Annotated in this window: 23 protein-coding genes; 3 read left to right on the top strand and 20 right to left on the bottom strand. The window is 34.8% G+C overall.

Going from position 1 to position 17,914, the window contains the following annotated elements; translation table 11 throughout:
• Positions 1-21: 21 nt before the first annotated feature.
• The 16 genes from H8911_RS03500 to moaA all read right to left on the bottom strand — a co-directional run bounded on the left by H8911_RS03500 (position 22) and on the right by moaA (position 12,242).
• The gene (locus H8911_RS03500; protein ID WP_186998717.1) at positions 22-522 is read right to left on the bottom strand and encodes an RNA polymerase sigma factor; all 501 of its coding nucleotides are present in this window, start codon (positions 520-522) and stop codon (positions 22-24) included.
• Between the two features lie 78 nt (positions 523-600).
• A complete protein-coding gene (locus H8911_RS03495; protein ID WP_117926163.1) occupies positions 601-1,392 on the bottom strand; it encodes a M15 family metallopeptidase in 792 nt (263 codons plus the stop codon).
• Between the two features lie 14 nt (positions 1,393-1,406).
• Positions 1,407-2,774: a selenium cofactor biosynthesis protein YqeC gene (gene yqeC, locus H8911_RS03490; RefSeq protein WP_186998716.1), complete on the bottom strand. Its 1,368-nt coding sequence runs from the start codon at positions 2,772-2,774 to the stop codon at positions 1,407-1,409.
• Positions 2,764-3,855, bottom strand: a complete 1,092-nt coding sequence (locus tag H8911_RS03485; RefSeq protein ID WP_186998715.1) for an aminotransferase class V-fold PLP-dependent enzyme — start codon at positions 3,853-3,855, stop codon at positions 2,764-2,766. The genes yqeC and H8911_RS03485 overlap by 11 nt, the downstream gene beginning before the upstream one ends.
• Positions 3,842-4,633, bottom strand: a complete 792-nt coding sequence (gene yqeB, locus H8911_RS03480; RefSeq protein WP_186998714.1) for a selenium-dependent molybdenum cofactor biosynthesis protein YqeB — start codon at positions 4,631-4,633, stop codon at positions 3,842-3,844. Before yqeB ends, H8911_RS03485 begins: the two co-directional genes overlap by 14 nt.
• A gap of 5 nt (positions 4,634-4,638) precedes the next feature.
• Entirely contained in the window at positions 4,639-5,232 is a 594-nt protein-coding gene (gene yedF, locus H8911_RS03475; protein WP_117926159.1) for a sulfurtransferase-like selenium metabolism protein YedF, read from the bottom strand.
• On the bottom strand, positions 5,229-6,257 hold the full coding sequence (gene selD, locus H8911_RS03470; RefSeq protein WP_186998713.1) for a selenide, water dikinase SelD: 1,029 nt from the start codon (positions 6,255-6,257) through the stop codon (positions 5,229-5,231). The genes yedF and selD overlap by 4 nt, the downstream gene beginning before the upstream one ends.
• Positions 6,257-6,478, bottom strand: coding sequence for a putative Se/S carrier protein (locus H8911_RS03465; protein ID WP_117926155.1), 222 nt, complete (start codon positions 6,476-6,478; stop codon positions 6,257-6,259). The genes selD and H8911_RS03465 overlap by 1 nt, the downstream gene beginning before the upstream one ends.
• The gene (locus tag H8911_RS03460) at positions 6,471-6,803 is read right to left on the bottom strand and encodes a winged helix-turn-helix domain-containing protein (protein WP_118115753.1); all 333 of its coding nucleotides are present in this window, start codon (positions 6,801-6,803) and stop codon (positions 6,471-6,473) included. The genes H8911_RS03465 and H8911_RS03460 overlap by 8 nt, the downstream gene beginning before the upstream one ends.
• The gene (locus tag H8911_RS03455; RefSeq protein WP_186998712.1) at positions 6,800-7,813 is read right to left on the bottom strand and encodes a molybdopterin-binding protein; all 1,014 of its coding nucleotides are present in this window, start codon (positions 7,811-7,813) and stop codon (positions 6,800-6,802) included. Before H8911_RS03455 ends, H8911_RS03460 begins: the two co-directional genes overlap by 4 nt.
• Before the next feature lies 1 nt (position 7,814).
• The gene (gene modA, locus H8911_RS03450) at positions 7,815-8,591 is read right to left on the bottom strand and encodes a molybdate ABC transporter substrate-binding protein (protein WP_186998711.1); all 777 of its coding nucleotides are present in this window, start codon (positions 8,589-8,591) and stop codon (positions 7,815-7,817) included.
• The gene (locus H8911_RS03445) at positions 8,588-9,220 is read right to left on the bottom strand and encodes a sulfate/molybdate ABC transporter ATP-binding protein (RefSeq protein WP_186998710.1); all 633 of its coding nucleotides are present in this window, start codon (positions 9,218-9,220) and stop codon (positions 8,588-8,590) included. The genes modA and H8911_RS03445 overlap by 4 nt, the downstream gene beginning before the upstream one ends.
• Positions 9,221-9,916, bottom strand: coding sequence for a molybdate ABC transporter permease subunit (gene modB / locus H8911_RS03440; protein ID WP_117926143.1), 696 nt, complete (start codon positions 9,914-9,916; stop codon positions 9,221-9,223).
• Complete coding sequence (locus H8911_RS03435) at positions 9,897-10,832, bottom strand: MOSC domain-containing protein (protein WP_186998709.1); 936 nt, start codon at positions 10,830-10,832, stop codon at positions 9,897-9,899. The genes modB and H8911_RS03435 overlap by 20 nt, the downstream gene beginning before the upstream one ends.
• The gene (gene moaC, locus H8911_RS03430; protein WP_186998708.1) at positions 10,820-11,296 is read right to left on the bottom strand and encodes a cyclic pyranopterin monophosphate synthase MoaC; all 477 of its coding nucleotides are present in this window, start codon (positions 11,294-11,296) and stop codon (positions 10,820-10,822) included. The genes H8911_RS03435 and moaC overlap by 13 nt, the downstream gene beginning before the upstream one ends.
• A 1-nt stretch (position 11,297) precedes the next feature.
• Positions 11,298-12,242 carry a GTP 3',8-cyclase MoaA gene (gene moaA, locus H8911_RS03425; RefSeq protein ID WP_186998707.1) on the bottom strand — a complete coding sequence of 315 codons (945 nt, stop codon included), beginning with the start codon at positions 12,240-12,242 and terminating at the stop codon, positions 11,298-11,300.
• 89 nt (positions 12,243-12,331) lie between these two features.
• Here moaA and H8911_RS03420 point away from each other — a divergent pair, with 89 nt between their 5' ends.
• The gene (locus H8911_RS03420; RefSeq protein WP_186998706.1) at positions 12,332-12,871 is read left to right on the top strand and encodes a DNA-3-methyladenine glycosylase I; all 540 of its coding nucleotides are present in this window, start codon (positions 12,332-12,334) and stop codon (positions 12,869-12,871) included.
• Here H8911_RS03420 and H8911_RS03415 read toward each other — a convergent pair.
• From H8911_RS03415 to H8911_RS03405, 3 genes are all read right to left on the bottom strand, one after another.
• Positions 12,868-13,200 carry an arsenate reductase family protein gene (locus H8911_RS03415; RefSeq protein WP_154555498.1) on the bottom strand — a complete coding sequence of 111 codons (333 nt, stop codon included), beginning with the start codon at positions 13,198-13,200 and terminating at the stop codon, positions 12,868-12,870. The genes H8911_RS03420 and H8911_RS03415 overlap by 4 nt on opposite strands.
• Positions 13,197-14,462, bottom strand: coding sequence for an amidohydrolase (locus H8911_RS03410; RefSeq protein WP_186998705.1), 1,266 nt, complete (start codon positions 14,460-14,462; stop codon positions 13,197-13,199). The genes H8911_RS03415 and H8911_RS03410 overlap by 4 nt, the downstream gene beginning before the upstream one ends.
• A gap of 65 nt (positions 14,463-14,527) precedes the next feature.
• Positions 14,528-14,944 (bottom strand): hypothetical protein, encoded by a 417-nt coding sequence (locus tag H8911_RS03405; RefSeq protein ID WP_217256393.1) that lies wholly within the window; start codon positions 14,942-14,944, stop codon positions 14,528-14,530.
• Between the two features lie 81 nt (positions 14,945-15,025).
• Between H8911_RS03405 and H8911_RS03400 the strand changes: the two genes are divergently transcribed.
• Complete coding sequence (locus H8911_RS03400; RefSeq protein WP_186998704.1) at positions 15,026-16,210, top strand: MalY/PatB family protein; 1,185 nt, start codon at positions 15,026-15,028, stop codon at positions 16,208-16,210.
• Positions 16,211-16,231: 21 nt separating this feature from the next.
• Positions 16,232-16,747, top strand: a complete 516-nt coding sequence (locus tag H8911_RS03395) for an ECF transporter S component (protein ID WP_186998703.1) — start codon at positions 16,232-16,234, stop codon at positions 16,745-16,747.
• 8 nt (positions 16,748-16,755) lie between these two features.
• Here the strand turns inward: H8911_RS03395 and H8911_RS03390 are convergent, their stop codons facing one another.
• Positions 16,756-17,889, bottom strand: coding sequence for a DUF362 domain-containing protein (locus tag H8911_RS03390; RefSeq protein WP_186998702.1), 1,134 nt, complete (start codon positions 17,887-17,889; stop codon positions 16,756-16,758).
• Between the last annotated feature and the right edge of the window lie 25 nt (positions 17,890-17,914).

The raw sequence follows: 17,914 nt of genomic DNA, 5'->3' as shown, positions 1-17,914 counted from the left end.
GGACAATAATAAATATCATTGTCACTTCTTATCTAATACATCCTTTACTTTTTGTTTACCACTCTTCAACAAACGAGCCACTCCCTCTTCACTCATCTTTAAACGATTTGCGATATCCTTCTCTTTCAATTTTCCTAGACAATGCATGATTGTCACTGTCTTTTGATTTTCTGGCATCTCATTTAAACAATCATCCACATCCAATTGTCGATATTTAGGCAAGCCGCGTAAAGCCGTAGTTACACCTGTATGTTCTTTAGCCTGCATATACTCACGCAATTGTTTATTCAACAAAACCGTGATCCACTTCAAAAAATTCTTATCATCACTCAATTTATCCATATTCATAAATGCGTATGTATACGTTGCCTGTAAGATGTCATTGATTTCTTTTTCCTCTAAGCCAATATAACGCTTATAAATTGTTTGTACCAAATGATTTCGAGTCAATGAAATAAGCTCTTTCTTCGCATCCGCATCCTTATTTCTTACACCCATTATTATCTTTTTATCTATATTCATAGTTTAATCCTTTATATATGTTATTTTTAGTATACAACACATCATTTGATAAATCAAAAAAGGCAATCCAACGATTGCCTAAGCTCCATAATATTCATCTAAAGTTAAGTTATTCTCATACAAATACGTTGCCAAATCTACACCCACATAACGCAAGTGCCAGCTTTCAGGTGCAATTTTTGTTTTGTCTTCCTTATCATCAGGATAACGCAAAATAAAGCCATATGTATGCATATTTTCTAACAACCAATTATAGTGCGAATTATATCGAACGGCATCTAAATCACTACAATCATTGTCCATACGAATATCAACTGCTAAACCAGACTGATGTTCACTAAACCCTGGTCTTGTCCAATAACGATCCGCATATTCTTCGCCGTAGCTTGCAGCTCCATTATTAAATAAATCTGTTTGGTATGCATAAGAACGATAAGCTGAACAAGCATTCAAAATAAATCCCTCGTTTGATGCCGCCTCGATCAACTTTTCAAATGCCTCTGCCGCTTCTTTTCGCATGCGCACATTCTCATTTTCACCACTCGAAGGTACCTGAACTAAATCACTTGGTTCATAATCTTCTGGTAATCCTGAATACTTATTCACAAGAATATAGATTGAATCTAAATCCGAAACTGTTACTTTATTCTCATATGGGTCACCACTTTGATCTATTTTTTTCACCTTTGGTAAATTTGTTTGTTTCTTCTTATTCTCTTTTTTTGTTTCTGTTGTCTTTTCTTGTTTAGGTTCACTTACCTGATTATCACTAACTTTTTTTGCGATTATCGAAATCAACAACGCAATAATCAAAAGTAATACAAAAATCACAAAAACCGCTGACTTTCTTACTCGTCTTCTTCTCTTCAAATCCAATCCCTCCTCTATACCGGTATAAACAAGACTTTATTATATCCACCACAAATCATGCCTAATGTTGCGCTTTCTGCATTGGATAAATCATATTCCTTGATCATAACTTCTTTACATTCTTTGGCATCTAAAATAGCCTGATATTCGACTTTTCCTCCGCCAATCGTATCAATGACTCCATCTTTATGCACTAACATCATACTGCCGACCCCCCTTGGTGCTGACCCCTTTTTATCAATAATGATACATAAAGTTCCATGAACATTGGATTCTAATAATTCTTTCGAAACACTCGAACTAAACTTTGCGTTTTTTATTTCAATAAGCTCCGCTAAAATACTGATTGATATCTCAGCAGGCGTCTGTGCCTTAATATCTAAGCCAATTGGAGCATGCACATTCGATACTTCTTCCTTAGAATATCCTTCTTCAATCAAAGTATCAAAAGTCTTTTTTACTTTTCCCTTGCTTCCAATCATACCCAAATATAAATGAGGTTTACGAATCGTCTTTTCTAGACAAAGACGATCATCTTTATGTCCTCTTGTCACTATCACATAACAAGCATTCTCTTCATCTGGCAATACAGAATCCATTTGATCATAATCGATACAATGAATTTCATTTGCGGTTGGAAAACATTCCCGATTCGCAAATTCTTTACGATTGTCAACCACAATCGTATACAACTCTAATATACTAGCCATTTTAGCTAAATATTGACTGACATGTCCACAGCCTAAAATCACAAGCTTAGGCTGCATATTAAACCATTCCTTTTGGATTATATTCACATCGACATTTTCTTCTAATAAAACTCTTACACAACGCGTATACAAATCCATGGCCCCGTTCACATGAATCTTTACAGGTTTATTTAGTTTCTTTAAATAAGCACATATTAAATTTTGCATAATTCTAGGTGTTACAAGTTCATTCGGATCTAAATTTGCAGGTTCATAACGATGTACCACATCTTTTACTGGTTGATTTAATCCATTTAGATTTGAAATCAACACAACCTCATCCGTATCTGAATCAAGAACTGGTTCATTCACGTTTGGATATTTTAAAGGTAAATGCTTAGAACCATCTGCCTCAATCAGTATCACATCCACCACTTGTTTTAATTGATTAAACAACTCTTCATCTAACGCCTCAATTTTCAAGTCACCACACCGATTTCCCGCATGACAATATCCATATGTTTCAATTCTATGCATTATTTCATCATAACCAGGATCTACCAATGTATCTTCTTCAATCAACATATGCGTCGTTGTACACATTAAAACGGTTTTATTCATAGAAACATATTTATCTTTTAACTCACGGATATACGTTGTTTTTCCACCTGAACCAATTACACTAATGATCATTTGAAATCTCCTGAATTGCACGCACCACAAAATCCACATCTTCTATTGTATTTTGAAAAGATACAGATAAGCGTACAATTCCCTGTTCTTCTGTTTTTAAATGTTTATGCATTAATGGAGCACAATGCGCTCCACAACGTGTCACAATACCATACTTATAATTCAATAAGTCGCTCACATAAGCACTATCTTTACCTGGAATATTCAAAGCCACAATAGGCGTAGAATTTTCTAAAGATGAATAAAACTCTACATCCCCTGTTAAACCTTCATATAATTTTTGAAGTAAAAAGTGTTCCTTTTCCACAATCGCTTTTTGATGTGATAAAACATATTGAACCCCTGCATTTAAAGCTGCAATTCCTGCAAGATTCTGTGTTCCCGCCTCTAAATGTTCTGGATACGCCTCTGGCATTTGTGGATTAAAAGAATCTATGCCCGTTCCACCAGAAATCAATGGCTTTACTTCAATGTCCTTTACGCAAAAACCACCAATACCACCAATCCCTAATAGACCTTTATGGCCACTAAAACATAAAACATCAATATTTTCCATAGATACTGGTATATGACCTGCACTTTGAGCCGCATCCACCATAAAAAGAATGCCACATTCTTTACAATACTTTCCAATGGAATTCACATCAAAAATTTCACCTGTCACATTTGAACTGTGTGTCACGATAACCATTCGAGTATTTTTTTGAATATGGCATTTAATATCCTCTAAATAAGGAGCACATATCGTTAATGTGATTATTCCCTTTTCTTCTAACTCGTATAAAGGACGAAGCACACTATTGTGCTCCGCATACGTAGTGATCACATGATCATTTTCTTTTAAGATTCCTTTAATGCAAGTATTTAAACTCTCGGTATTTCCACCATTTAAAATAACACGGTGAAAATCAGAGAGTCCAAAAAACTGTGCAATATTTCTTCTTGCCGCAAAAATCAAACGTGAAGAATCCATATTTGAACTACGATTCGCATTGCCTGCCACACCTAATGCATCCATTACCGCTTGTTTGACTACATCTAGTTTTGGAAAGCTAGTCGCAGCCTGATCAAGATAAACCATGCAGTATCGCCTCCAAAACACCTCCACCAATACAACGTGCCTTGTCAGAAATTGTAAAACAATTCTGATATTCATCCACTCTAGGATCAATATCTGCCATTTTAAATCCAGATGTTACATTGTATCCATCCTGAATCAATCCTCTAAGTAAGCCTGACATGCTCGCATACACTGGTGTTTTATCGATATACGCAATAATTTCTCCTTTTTCAACGATATCTGTAATCTTTTTGACATTGTGACAAACACCTGCACAAGGAGAATGAATCACTCTTTCTTTAGAATATCCCTTAATATTTCCAGGAACACCCGTATTTGGCAAAGCATGTCCCTGGTAGATCAGTCTTCCTAGATTATGTCCACGCATCGTTTCCACAACCACATGCACATCTTTGCCTGCACAAAAACCAGGGCCTAAACCAATTGTGATAGGTGCCATATCTATTGTCGTACCTAAATTCTTCTTGGCAAGAATCGCATCCACCAAGGCAATATGTTCTATTTTAGAAATCATTTCACCATTTGGATCTACCATCATTGCGACTTGATTTTTAGCCATCACTGCTTTAGCTTCTTCTATCGTTGAAACTAAAACACACGTCATATCTTCAACCGTAAATTTTCCTTCATACACAGCCTGACAAAAGGCAACATTTCTTCGTATTGCGCTTGGTTTTTCAACTTCTAGCACCAATACTTGAAATCCACTTTTTACAAGTTTATATATTGTCCCTGTCGCTATGTCTCCTCCACCACGCACAATAACACATTTATTCATAATCCTTATGGCTTGATAATTTTATCAGCCTTCTCCATTCTTTCTACAATATCATACATATTTGTGACTGAACCAACCTGAAGTTCTTCTTTTAAATGGAAGAAATCCAAGCAAGTTCCACAACTTACAATTTCTACTCCATTATCCGCTAAATATTTTAAATCTTCTAAAGTTTCACTCTTTGTCGTTGTGATTTTTACACCCTCATTATAGAAAATCATTTCATCTGGCAAAACATCTTGTTTTGTCAAAGAGAAAATAAATGATTTCATTAAAATCGCACCTAAATCCGGATCTGAACCCATCACATTACTTGCGCACACAACAACCATTTTAGGCTTAGCCAAGCTGCAGTCCGCATATGTGTATTCCACTTCAAAATCTGCTTCTTCATCACCCTTTGAAATTTCAACAATATAATCCTTACCCTCTTTTTTAGAATTTACCGTATAATTCTTTACTTTCGCAAACTTCGTTAAGTTTTCAACCGCAATCTCATTATCCACAATTGTTGAAACTACATTTTCTTCTTTTAAAGCTTCCTTTGTCTTTACAACTGGAAGTGGACACTCTAAGCCTCTACAATCTAAAGTTTTCATATCTTCCTACCTCTTACATATACATTATATTCATTTTTCTCAATGACTTCACCCACAACATACAATTCAAGATTATTTTCCTTAAAATCTTTCTCTAGCATTTCTAAATCCGCTTTAGATACACTAGCTAATAAGCCACCACTCGTTTGTGGGTCAAACAAGATTTCTTCTGTAAAGAAATCACAATCAAAACTAATCTTACCCTCTACACTATTGCGATTGGTCTGGGCAGCCCCACTTAAATAAAATTCTTCGACATACTTTTGACAGTCATCAAAATATGGAATCGAATCCTTATAAATCACTGCACTATTTTTTTCATCTAACATCTCATTTAAATGCACCAACAAGCCAAAACCCGTTACATCGGTTAGAGCATGCACATCATATTTTTTTAAAACATCACAAGCATACTTGTTTAATGTAGTCATACTTTTAAAGACTCTTTCCTGCATTTCTTTAGAACAATCATTCATACGCAACGCATTTAAAGTCAAACCAACACCTAAAGGCTTCGTCAAAATCAAGACATCCCCACATTGTGTGCCATTATTTTTCTTTACGTCTTTTGGATTTACCAAACCAGTTACACTCAAACCATATTTAATTGAATCATCACGAATGGAATGCCCTCCAGCTAGTGCACACTCAGCTTCAACCAGCTTAGAATTTCCTCCTTCAATGATTTTACCTAAAATATTCAAATCCTCATTGTCTGGAAAACACACAATATTTAAAGCTGTTTTAGGCGTACCATTCATCGCATAAATATCACTGAGTGCATTTGTTGCTGCAATCTGACCATACAAATATGGATCTTCTACCATAGGTGGAAAGAAATCCAAAGTAGATACAAGCGCATGATTCTCATCGATTTGATAAACTGCCGCATCATCCCTTGAATCAAATCCAACCAAAACATTACTGTCTTTATAAGAATCAATTTTTTCTAGAATATGACTCAATTTCTTTGCGCCCAATTTAGCACTACATCCACCACTCTTACAATATATTTTTTCATTCATCAAAAATTCACCCTTACTATATCCTCATACAAAACATTTTGTTCTTCTAAAAAGAGTTTCCACTTTTCCTCATCTAGATCCTTCGACATAAAACACATGCCACATCCTGCCTTAACACAACTTGGAACAGGTATCATACGCCCGTTTTTTGTCTTAGACTCCAAATCTAGAACATCTTGAATACTTTTAAAAGTAATAATCAATACTTCCTCTTTATTCATTTTCAAATACTTCCTTAAACACTTGTTCGGAATACATTTCTATTTTTTCTTGAAACAATTTATATTTACGTACCAATTTTTTTCCTTCTAAAGTCAATTGCGAGCCTCCACCAAGACTTCCACCACTCGTCGTATGAACCAGTTCATAACCCAAATCTTCTTGAGCTCTTTTGATGATTTTCCAAGCCTTTGAATTTGACATTCCCATTTCTTTATAAGCCTTTGATAGAGAACCATACTTATCGCATAATTCCAATAGTTCTACAACGCCCTTGCCAAAATTTGGCTCATTATTACCAATTTGAATTTTTAGTTTATATCTCATTTTCCAAATCCACAATTTGGATATGTGCAAATATCACATCCTAAGCACAATCCACCTTCACCTAAATCACACAATTCTTCATATGTCACTACATCCTTGGCAAGTAAACGACAAAGTACTAAATCAAATACCGTTCTTTTGGCATACATAACACATCCGGGAAGACCAACAATTGGGACTTCTCCTTTATAAGAAAGTAAAAACATAGCACCAGGAAGAACTGGAGAACCATAGCTAATTATATTGGCACCTGTGTTCTTGATTGCGAGTGGCGTTCGATCATCTGGATCCACACTCATTCCACCTGTACAAAGTACAATATCTACCCCTTGTGTCAATGCTTCATTGATTTTTTCTGTCACCATTTTATCGTCATCATCACAAATCGCATGATACACCATTTCACAACCAAACTCAGCCAATTTATCTTGAATAACTGGTGTAAATGTATCTTGAATTCTTCCTTTATACACTTCACTTCCTGTTGTGATCACAGCCGCTTTCTTTAATACAAACGGCTTAATTTCAAGAATAGGAGATGTGATGAGTGATCTAACTTTATCCATCTTTTCCTTTTTAATCACCAAAGGAATAATACGCATACCCGCAAGTTTATCACCCGGATTTACTACTGTGTTTCCATGTCTTGTTGCGATCATCATCTGTCCAAATGAATTTACTGTAAACAAAGCCTTACGATCTACTTTCAACAAACCGTGAATCTCACTTTTTAATTCGATTTTTCCTTCTTTGATCTCACCATAAGACATGTGTTCATTTTTACACATATCTAGTAAAACCATAGCCGCATCATTTTCATGCATCATGCTCTCGTCATTTTCCCAAACATATAAATGTTCTTTTCCAACTGACAACAATAAAGGAATATCTTCTTCTGTCACAATATGACCCTTACGAAAAAGGGCATCTTTTGTGACACCCTTAATGATCTGCGTTATATCATGACAAAGTACATGCCCTACGGCATCCTGTGTCTTGATTAATCTCATCTTATTCTCCTTTTTTAAATCCGTATTTTTTGAATACTTTTAAAGCTTTATCGCTCTTTAAGAATTCAATCAATGAATTGGCTTCATCTTTATGCTTTGTACTAGATATATGACCAACTGGATATAGTATGGGTGTAGCTAATAATGAATTATCGCACTCTGCCACTACCTCTACTTTATCACTACTTGCAGCATCTGTCGCGTAAACTAAACCAATTTCTGCATTTTGTGTTTCAACTTGAGACAATACTTCCGTTACATTTCCCGCTAAGCTTAAACAATCTTGAATTGAATCCCATACACCTAAATTTGTCAAAGCTTCCTTTGCGTAGCTTCCTGCAGGAACTACTTCTGGAGTACCAATCGCAATAATTGAAGCATCTTTAATATTATCAAATCCAGTGACTGTTGTAGTGCTGTCTTTTCCTTTGATCAATACCAATTTATTCTCTAATACATTTGAAATCGAATCTGCATCTACTAAATCTTCATCTTTTAAAGCGTTCATCTGTGTTGTAGCTGCACTAAAAAATACATCGGCATCTAATCCTTTTTCAATTTGAAGCTGTAATTTTCCACTACTATCATATACCCCTTCAATCGTTACATTTGGATACTCTTTTTCAAACATAGGAATCAATTCATCTTCAAATGCGTTTTCCAAACTTGCGGCTGCCGCAATTGTTAGTTTTACTTGTTCCTTTGATTCATTTGAACTACACCCATATAAACTTATGGCCATGACCCCAGCCAATAAAACACTTAAGCCTTTTTTCATACGATCTCTCCTAGTTTTATTTTATATTTAAAATCACACAACTCACTTACTTCCTCTTCATTATGTGATACAAAAACAACCGGTTTTGAAATTTGAAGCTCACTTTTAAGTTCCCTTAATAAATCTTCCTTTAAATCTTCATCTAAAGCACTAAATGGTTCATCCAATAAAAGAACATCTGGTTCATAAGCCATTAAACGAGCCAATGCCACCCTCTGTCTTTGTCCACCGGATAATTGTTTGGGATATCTTGAAGCAAGTTCACTAATTTGAAATTGTTTCATCACTTTCCTGACCACAATATCCACATCATTTACTTTTCTAGCCCTTAATCCCACACTAATATTTTCATATACATCCATATTGGGAAATAGAGCATAGCTTTGAAACATATAGCCCACATTTCGTTTTTGAATCGGTACATTTATTTTCTTTTCTGAATCAAATAAAACACGATCATTTAATACAATCCGTCCTTGATCTGGCGTTTCAATTCCAGCTATACATTTTAATGTCATACTTTTGCCAGACCCTGAAGCTCCCATAAGCCCTGAAATATTGTCGTTCACTTGAAAGGAAACGTCTAAATCAAATTCTGCAAGCTTCTTATATATTTGTACTTCCAACATTTAGAAACTCCTTTTCTTTCGAACATACAATTGATATAGATTCAACAAAATCACAGCTGTAAAACAAATGCCAATGATCACCCACACATAAAAGGCAGCTGATTCCATATCTCCACTCATCACTTCACTATATACAGCTACAGGAAGTGTTCTTGTCTTTCCAATGATGTTTCCTGCAAGCATCGCCGTTGCACCAAACTCACCTAAGCCACGCGCAAACGCAAGGACACCACCACTAATAATTCCTGGTAAAGCATTGGGAATCAACACTTTCAAGAAGATGTTCCATTCGCTCATTCCTAAAGTTCTTGCGGCATACACTAAATCCGTATCCACTTGATCAAAGGCACCCCTGGCATTTCGATACATGAGTGGAAATGAAATAACCACCGCTGCGATCACAGTCGCACTAAAGCTAAATGCGATGCGAATGCCAAATGCACTCATAAAAAATTTTCCTATAGGTTGATTTACGCCAAAGATCATCAACAAGAAAAATCCAGCTACTGTAGGTGGTAAAACCATAGGCAAAGTAAAGATTCCATCAAAGACCATTTTCAAAGCTTCGCTCTTTCTTGAATAAATCCACCATGCCGCCAGTAAACCAAGAATAAATGTGATCACAATTGTGATACTTGCCGTTTTTAAAGATATCCAGATTGGAGTTAAATCTAAATTACTTCCTTGCGCACTCACTCACTTCACCCTTCATAATTTCTAAGCCATGTTTTAATGGTCCTAAAATAATATCTAGACTTTCCTTTACTGCCTTAGGACTTCCTGGCAAGTTAATAATCAAAGTCTGATTTCTTAATACACTTGCACCACGAGACAACATGGCCTTATTTGTATATTTCATCGATTCATAGCGCAATGCTTCACTAATACCTGGAACATTTCTTGTCATAACTTTCATTGTGGCTTCTGGCGTCACATCACGAATACTAAGTCCGGTACCTCCGGTTGTAAGAATTAAATCATTTTGGCAACGATCACTTAAATTGATGAGTTGCGAAACAATTTCATTTTCATCATCCGCAATCACTGTCACACTTGTCACATTGTATCCATGTTCTGTCATGATCTTTTCAATTAATGGACCACTCTCATCTTTTCTTTGTCCAGTACTTGCCTTATCACTTAATGTCAATACGGCTACACGCATTCTAGAATCTTTATTTTCAATGACTTCAACGGTATCTCCAACGCAAATATGCCCACCATGTATTACACGCGTAAATACACCTAGATGAGGCATAATACATTGACCAACTTGATGATAGATTGCACAATGCGAATGACAGCTTTTGCCTATTTGCGTCAGTTCTAGTAATACATCCCCAATCTTAAATTGTGTTCCTACTGGATAACTTGTGAATTCAATACCTGATACAAGTAAGTTCTCGCCAAAGGCACCATCCTCTACATCAGCTCCTTTAGCCTTAAATTCTTCACGCATTTCATACGATAATAAAGAAACTTGGCGATGCCATTTACCCGCATGCGCATCATTTTCTAATCCATGATTCTTAATAATATCAATATCTTGAACCGGATGTTTTTCTGTTCCTTTATGTTCACTAATACAAATAGCTTTAATTATTCCTTCCATACAAAATCTCCACTTTTTCCACCTGATTTAGAAACCAAATGTACATTTTTGATTTCCATATCTTTACTTACAGCTTTACACATGTCATAAATTGTCAGAAGACAAACATTTACACCTGTCAAAGCTTCCATTTCTACACCCGTTTTTCCATTACACTTCACGGTACAGTAGGCATAGATCAAACAATTTGCTCTATCAACATCAAAATCAATATTCACCTTATTGATCATTAAAGGATGACATAAAGGAATTAACTCACTCGTCTTTTTTACACCCATAATTCCGGCAATACGAGCTACACCTAATACATCTCCTTTTTTCATGTCGCTCTGCTCAATTTTATTTAGAATTTCTTCATTTACCAATATACTTCCAACCGCACAAGCACTTCTTGAAGTAACATCCTTTTCACTTACATCCACCATGCATGCATTTCCATGTTCATCAAAATGTGTTAATTCCATTTTAACCTCCAATTTCATTCATCACCGTCGACGAATGTTCTTCTTCAAAATGATGTTCCTTAGGCTTCTTGAATATCCACTCTTTCATCACTTTTTCTAGTTCTTCCAAATCATTTAGATAAGGTTTTAAATCCACTCCATCACTATGGAATAAACATAATTTCAATCGTCCTACACTACTTAAGCGCACGCGATTGCATTGACCACAAAATTTATTATGTAACGCTTCAATAAAACCAATATATCCCTGAAACTCTGGTATTGTATAATAATGAGCTGGTCCATTGCCAAGCTTATTATTATATGCATTTAATGTATAATTCTTTTGTACATATTCAATCAGTTCATTCATTTTGGAGTTTCGATCACTATATTTTAGTGGCATCAATTCAATGTATCGCAACGCAATCTTTTTATCTTTGATGAGTTCTAACATAGATTCAAATCGAGAAAGCGAAAATAGATTGTCCACAACACAATTCACTTTCACAGGGATTCCAATCTGATAGGCATATTCTAGATTTGAAAGAACCTTCTTCAAATTGTTCTTTTTACATATCTTCAAATATTCAGATTCATCGAGTGTGTCAATTGAAAAGTTAATACAATCAAGCCCTATTTTTTTTAGTTCATCTAAATCTGTAAAAGAAAATAAACTTCCATTGGTTGTGAGAGTTACTTGTTCAACTCCATCCAATTCTTTTAACCTGCGAATAAAATCAATATAGCCTTTACGAAGTGTGGGTTCCCCACCCGTGATTTTAAATCGAGTGATTCCTAAAGTAATGGCACATCTACAAATATCTAAAAGTTGTTCATACGTCAATATATCTGAATGACAAAGATGTTTTGAAATGTCTGGCTTGCAGTAGTAACAAGCATAGTTACATCTGTCAGTTAATGAGATTCGCATATAATTTATATTTCGACCAAATGAATCTTGCATAAAATCCTTCCCGTTATTCTCAAGTGAGAATAACCAACTGATTCAATTTTATCATTGAGTTCACATTTTATCTACTTTAAAATGAAATTATGAAACGGTGTACGTGGTGTAATCTAAACAATCCAAAATATATTGAATATCATGATTATGAATGGGGAAAACTGAATATAGATGAAAAATATCTATTTGAAATGTTGATCCTTGAATCTTTTCAGGCAGGTCTTAGTTGGCAGTGTGTTCTAAATAAAAGAGAAGCTTTTAAAGAGGCTTATGAAGATTTTGACATTGATAAAGTGATTGAATTTGATGAAGAAAAAATAGAACAATTAAGAAACAATCCTAATATCATTCGTAACAAATTAAAGATCAAAGCAAGTATTTCAAATGCGAAGATTTTTAAATCCATTCAAGAAGAGTATCAAACTTTTTATAATTATTTATGTACTTTTACACATGGAAAGATTATCTATGAAACAGGAAAAACTACATCGACTCTTTCAGATTCCATATCAAATGATTTAAAAAAAAGAGGCATGAAGTTTGTAGGAAGTACCATTATATACTCCTTTCTTCAAGCCATCGGTGTGATTTATTCTCATGAAAAAGATTGTTTCTTATACAAAGACTAATCCCATGTTTTCCAAACATTTGGTTCGTAGCCTACTGTCGCCAATTTGCCGTTACGCACGATTGGCGTTTTTAATATGTGCTGATTGAGATACACTTTATCTTCTTTATTCGACAAGTAATTCAACATTGTCAATAATTCTTTATCCTTAGCCTTTGGATCAATCATGGAATCAATGCCAACTTGTCTAAGCACACTCTCAAATTCTTTCTTACTCATTTCTTTTTCGTCTAAATTAATAAACTGAAACTTAATATTTCTTTCTTTAAAATAGCGTTGTGCTTTCTTTGTATCAAAGCATTTGTTTTTCCCAAAAATCTGTATATTCATCGCATTAACCTCTCTACCCTTTTTTGTACTTCATCATATAGTGCCTCAATCTCAAATCCCACATGAAAGTGTCCATCTTCATATAGAATTTTACCATTGACCATAGTACATTTTACATTGAATTTAGATCCACTGTATACAATATTTTTTGCGACATTGTTAATTGGCTGCATATTCGGTTGATGTAAATCTAAAATAATTAAATCTGCCAACTTTCCAACTTCTAAGACACCACAATTTAAATGTAAAGCTTTCGCAGCATTCACTGTCGCCATTTTCAACACTTCGTAAGCATCGACTGCAGAAGCATCCTTCTCTTTATATTTAGCTAGTCCTGTCACTAAAAACATCTCTCTAAACATATCTAGACAATTATTACTTGCCGCACCATCCGTTCCTAAACATACATTGATATTTCGTTGAAGCATTGATTGGATTGGAGCTATACCACTAGCTAGTTTTAGATTGGATGCTGGATTTGTGATGACATTCAAATGTTTTTTGGCGAATAAATCTAAATCATGCGTGCTCATATGTACGCAATGAAATGCACCTCCACCATAGTCATATACACCTAGATCACATAAGTATTCAATAGGGCTGCGTCCCGTCTTTTCTTTGCATGTATTAACTTCATATTCTGTTTCACTTAAATGTGTATAAACTGGCGCTTTATATTTATGAGATAAGGCTGCAACTTGTTGAATTTTTTCTTTTGAATTGGTATATTCATGACTAAAACCTAGTATATAAGAAATCAAACTATTTTTTTGATTGTATGCATTGAAGCAGCGTTCTACATCTTCTACAGATAGACAAAAATCATTAACTGCACCACATAATACCGTTCGATAATTCATATCAAGACTTGCATGTACAATTGCTTCAGGATTTAAATACATGTCAAAATTTGTAGTGATTCCACTCGTTAGATATTCTAATATCGCAAGTTTTGAAAAGAAATAAATATCTTCTTGTGTTAGTTTTTCCTCAATCGGAAATACCCTTTCCTTTAGCCATTGCTGCAAAGGCATATCATCGGCCATTGATCTTAAAAAAGTCATTCCAGAATGAGTATGCGCATTAATAAATCCTGGCATAATTAGATTCTGGTGTACATCTATTTCTCGGTCAAAACAAAAAGTAGAAGTTTTCACTTTTCCTACATATATAATCTTATTATCTTCTATCCAGACTTCCCCTGAAAAAACATCAAAATCCTTCATTGTCAGTATACGTGCATTATAAAATCGTGTGCGCATAGGCATTCCTTCTTTCTGATTTAATCATCCCACAAATGGAATCAAAAAGAAGAAATAACTTTTGATTATTTCTTCTTAAAAATCGATTTTATTAATTCGATAATCGCAACCACAAGCAGGAATATAAAGGACATCGCAAAATAGCCGACCAAACCTGCCAAAATATCGTTGAAGTCAATTTCGCCTGTATGCGAATACCATTGGCCTATTTCAATCGCAAACGTAATAACTACAAGTACAGTAAATACGTAGAACCAACTAATTAAAACAGTTAAGTTCTTTTTAGCCATCCACTTAAATAGTGGATAAATCACAAGAAGCATTCCGATACCCAACAAGCCAATAATCAAGAAGTGAAGTTGCTTATCAGATAATTGTGCTTCAAATGAGTCATTCATACTCAAGAAATAGGTATGTGTCTTATAGATGATGTCAATCAATAAGTCGACAATCTTTTTTAAAGTTGAAGTACTATCTGTCATGCGAGCATTATACATGATATTGTTCAATATTTCAAATTCCAAAAAATTATACTATTATTGTGTTAAGGAGAATTTTTTATTATGAAATACGATTTTACAACTCTTTTAAATCGAAAAGGACATGATGCCCTTGCCCTTGATGTTCTACCTATTAAAGATGTAGAGGTAGACCCAAACTTTTCTACAATCCCTATGTGGGTTGCAGATATGAACTATCCTGTTTTTGAAAATATTCAAAAACAAATGATTGAAAGAATCAACGAGCCTCACTTTGGATATTTTGAAATGCCAGAAGATTACTATAAAGCCATTCAATTCTGGCAAAAAGAAACACATGGCATAGATGTGGAAAAAGAGGCTATCGGATATGAAAATGGTGTTCTTGGTATTTTGTCCAGTGCACTTGAGACTTTTAGTGCTAGTGGCGAACCCATTTTAGTGCAGTCACCATGTTATATTGGGTTTATTCACACATTGAATAATTTGGGAAGAAAAATTATTGATAGTCCGTTAAAAAAAGAAGATATCTGGACTATGGATTATGAAGATATTGAAAGGAAGATTATCAAACATAATATCCATTTTGCGATTTTCTGTTCCCCACACAATCCAACAGGAAGAGTATGGAAAAAAGAAGAAATCCAGACATTTATGGATATCTGTAAAAAACATGATGTTTTAGTCTTTAGCGATGAAATCTGGTCCGATCTAGTACGTAAAGAAAACACACATATTCCTACGCAATCCATAAGTGAAGATGCCAAGAAAAGAACGATTGCGGCCTATGCCCCTAGTAAAACATTCAATCTTGCAGGTTTAGTCGGTTCATACCATATTGTTTACGACAAATATCTTCGTGATCGATTAAATAAACAAGCCTCTTTATCTCACTACAATTCACCTAACATATTAAGTGTTCATGCTCTTATGGGCGCTTATTGTAAAGAGGGATTGGATTGGGTCAATGAATTAAATGAAGTCATTTCGAATAATATAGATTATGCACTTGATTTTATCCACAACAATTTCAAAGGCATTGAAGTCATTAAGCCAGAAGGAACATATATGTTGTATCTAGATTGCACAAAGTATTTAGATACACATGATATCACGATGGATGAACTTTTAAAGAAAGGGGTTCACTATGGTGTATGTTGGCAAGATGGCCGTCCATTTATGAATCCAAATACAATTCGAATGAATTTAGCTTTACCATCAATTTTAGTGGAAGAAGCATTTTCTCGCTTAAAGAAATTTGTTTTTTAATAAAAAAAGAGGAATCTGATTATGAAAAGTACAACCAAAAAATTAGTATCTTGCGCTTTATGTATCGCCCTAGGCGTATTACTTCCAATGGCCTTTCACGTGATTCCAAATGGAGGTAGTGTATTTTTACCAATGCATATTCCTGTATTGATTTGTGGCTTATTTTGTGGAGCTCCCTATGGTTTGGCATGCGGAATTATTACACCATTTTTTTCAAGTATGACAACAGGAATGCCTCCAGCCATGATTTTGCCCCAAATGATGATTGAACTAGCTGTATATGGTTTAGTTACTGGCTTGTGTGAAAAACACATCAATTTCAAAAACGAAATGCCCAAATTATACATAAGTTTAATTATTGCGATGCTTGCAGGAAGAATTGTGAATGGCTTAATCAACACATTTGTACTAAGTACACAAGGCTATACACTATCTGTATTTATGACGGCAAGCTTTATCACTTGCCTTCCTGGAATCATCATTCAATTGATCATCGTTCCAATTTTAGTTCGTATACTAAATAAAACAGTAGCCTAGGCTACTGTTTATTTCATTTCAATCAACTCGTATTCTCGATTTCCCAAACCAATCTTTTGAGCATGTTCTAAACAAGATTTCCATTCTGATTCAGGTGTAGAATTTGTGAAGTGGTCATGATGATCACAGAAGTTTGGATCATGTAGATGTTTATCTAATTGTGATCCTGGCATTGGTTTTGCCTTCATACATAAATCTACACAGGCTTGATCTAGGGCAAGTGGATCAAAAGATGCCAACATTCCAATATTTGGTAAAATTGGTAAATCATTTTCGGCATGACAATCACAGTTTGGTGAAACATCCACAATCAAAGAAATATGGAAGTTAGGACGTCCATCCACAACAGCCTTTGTGTATTCAGCCATACGCTTATTCAACAATTCATTCGCATTATAGTTATTGAAGGAGATCGCATCAAAATTACATGCCCCTAAACAGCGTCCACATCCAACACAGTTTGTTTCATTGATATACATCTTATGTGTTGTTTCATCATATTCCAATCCATTATTCGCACATTCTTTAAAGCATTGTTTACAACCACGACATAGCTTTTCATCAACATGTGGAGTACCTGAACAATGTTGTTCTTTTTTACCTGCACGCGAACCACATCCCATACCAATATTTTTAATGGTTCCACCAAAGCCTGTTGATTCATGACCTTTAAAGTGTGTCAAAGAAATAAAGACATCGGCATCCATAATTGCACGACCTATTTTAGCTGTTTGACAATATTCTCCACCAACGACTGGCACTTCAATATCATCTGTTCCTTTTAGTCCATCTCCTATCAAAATTGGACATCCTACAGTAAGTGGAGTAAATCCATTTTGCCAGGCACACTCCAAATGTTCCAAAGCATTTTTTCTTGATCCTGGATACATTGTATTACAATCGGTCAAGAATGGTTTTCCCCCTAATTCTTTTACCACATCTACAATGGCACGTGCATAATTTGGGCGTAAATATGCAATGTTTCCTAATTCTCCAAAATGCATTTTGATTGCGACAAACTTTCCATCTAGATCCAAATTGGCAATTCCTGCTTTCTTAGCCAACAATTGCAGTTTTGTAGGTAGACCCTCACCTAATTTACGGGTATGAAAATCCGTATAGTATACTTTAGATTTTTCCATCGAATATCACCTCAATTTTATTTTA

Origin of the sequence: Holdemanella hominis, from assembly GCF_014306155.1 — a bacterium.
Lineage (GTDB): Bacteria > Bacillota_I > Bacilli_A > Erysipelotrichales > Erysipelotrichaceae > Holdemanella > Holdemanella hominis.
This window is presented reverse-complemented; position numbering and strand designations above follow the sequence as displayed.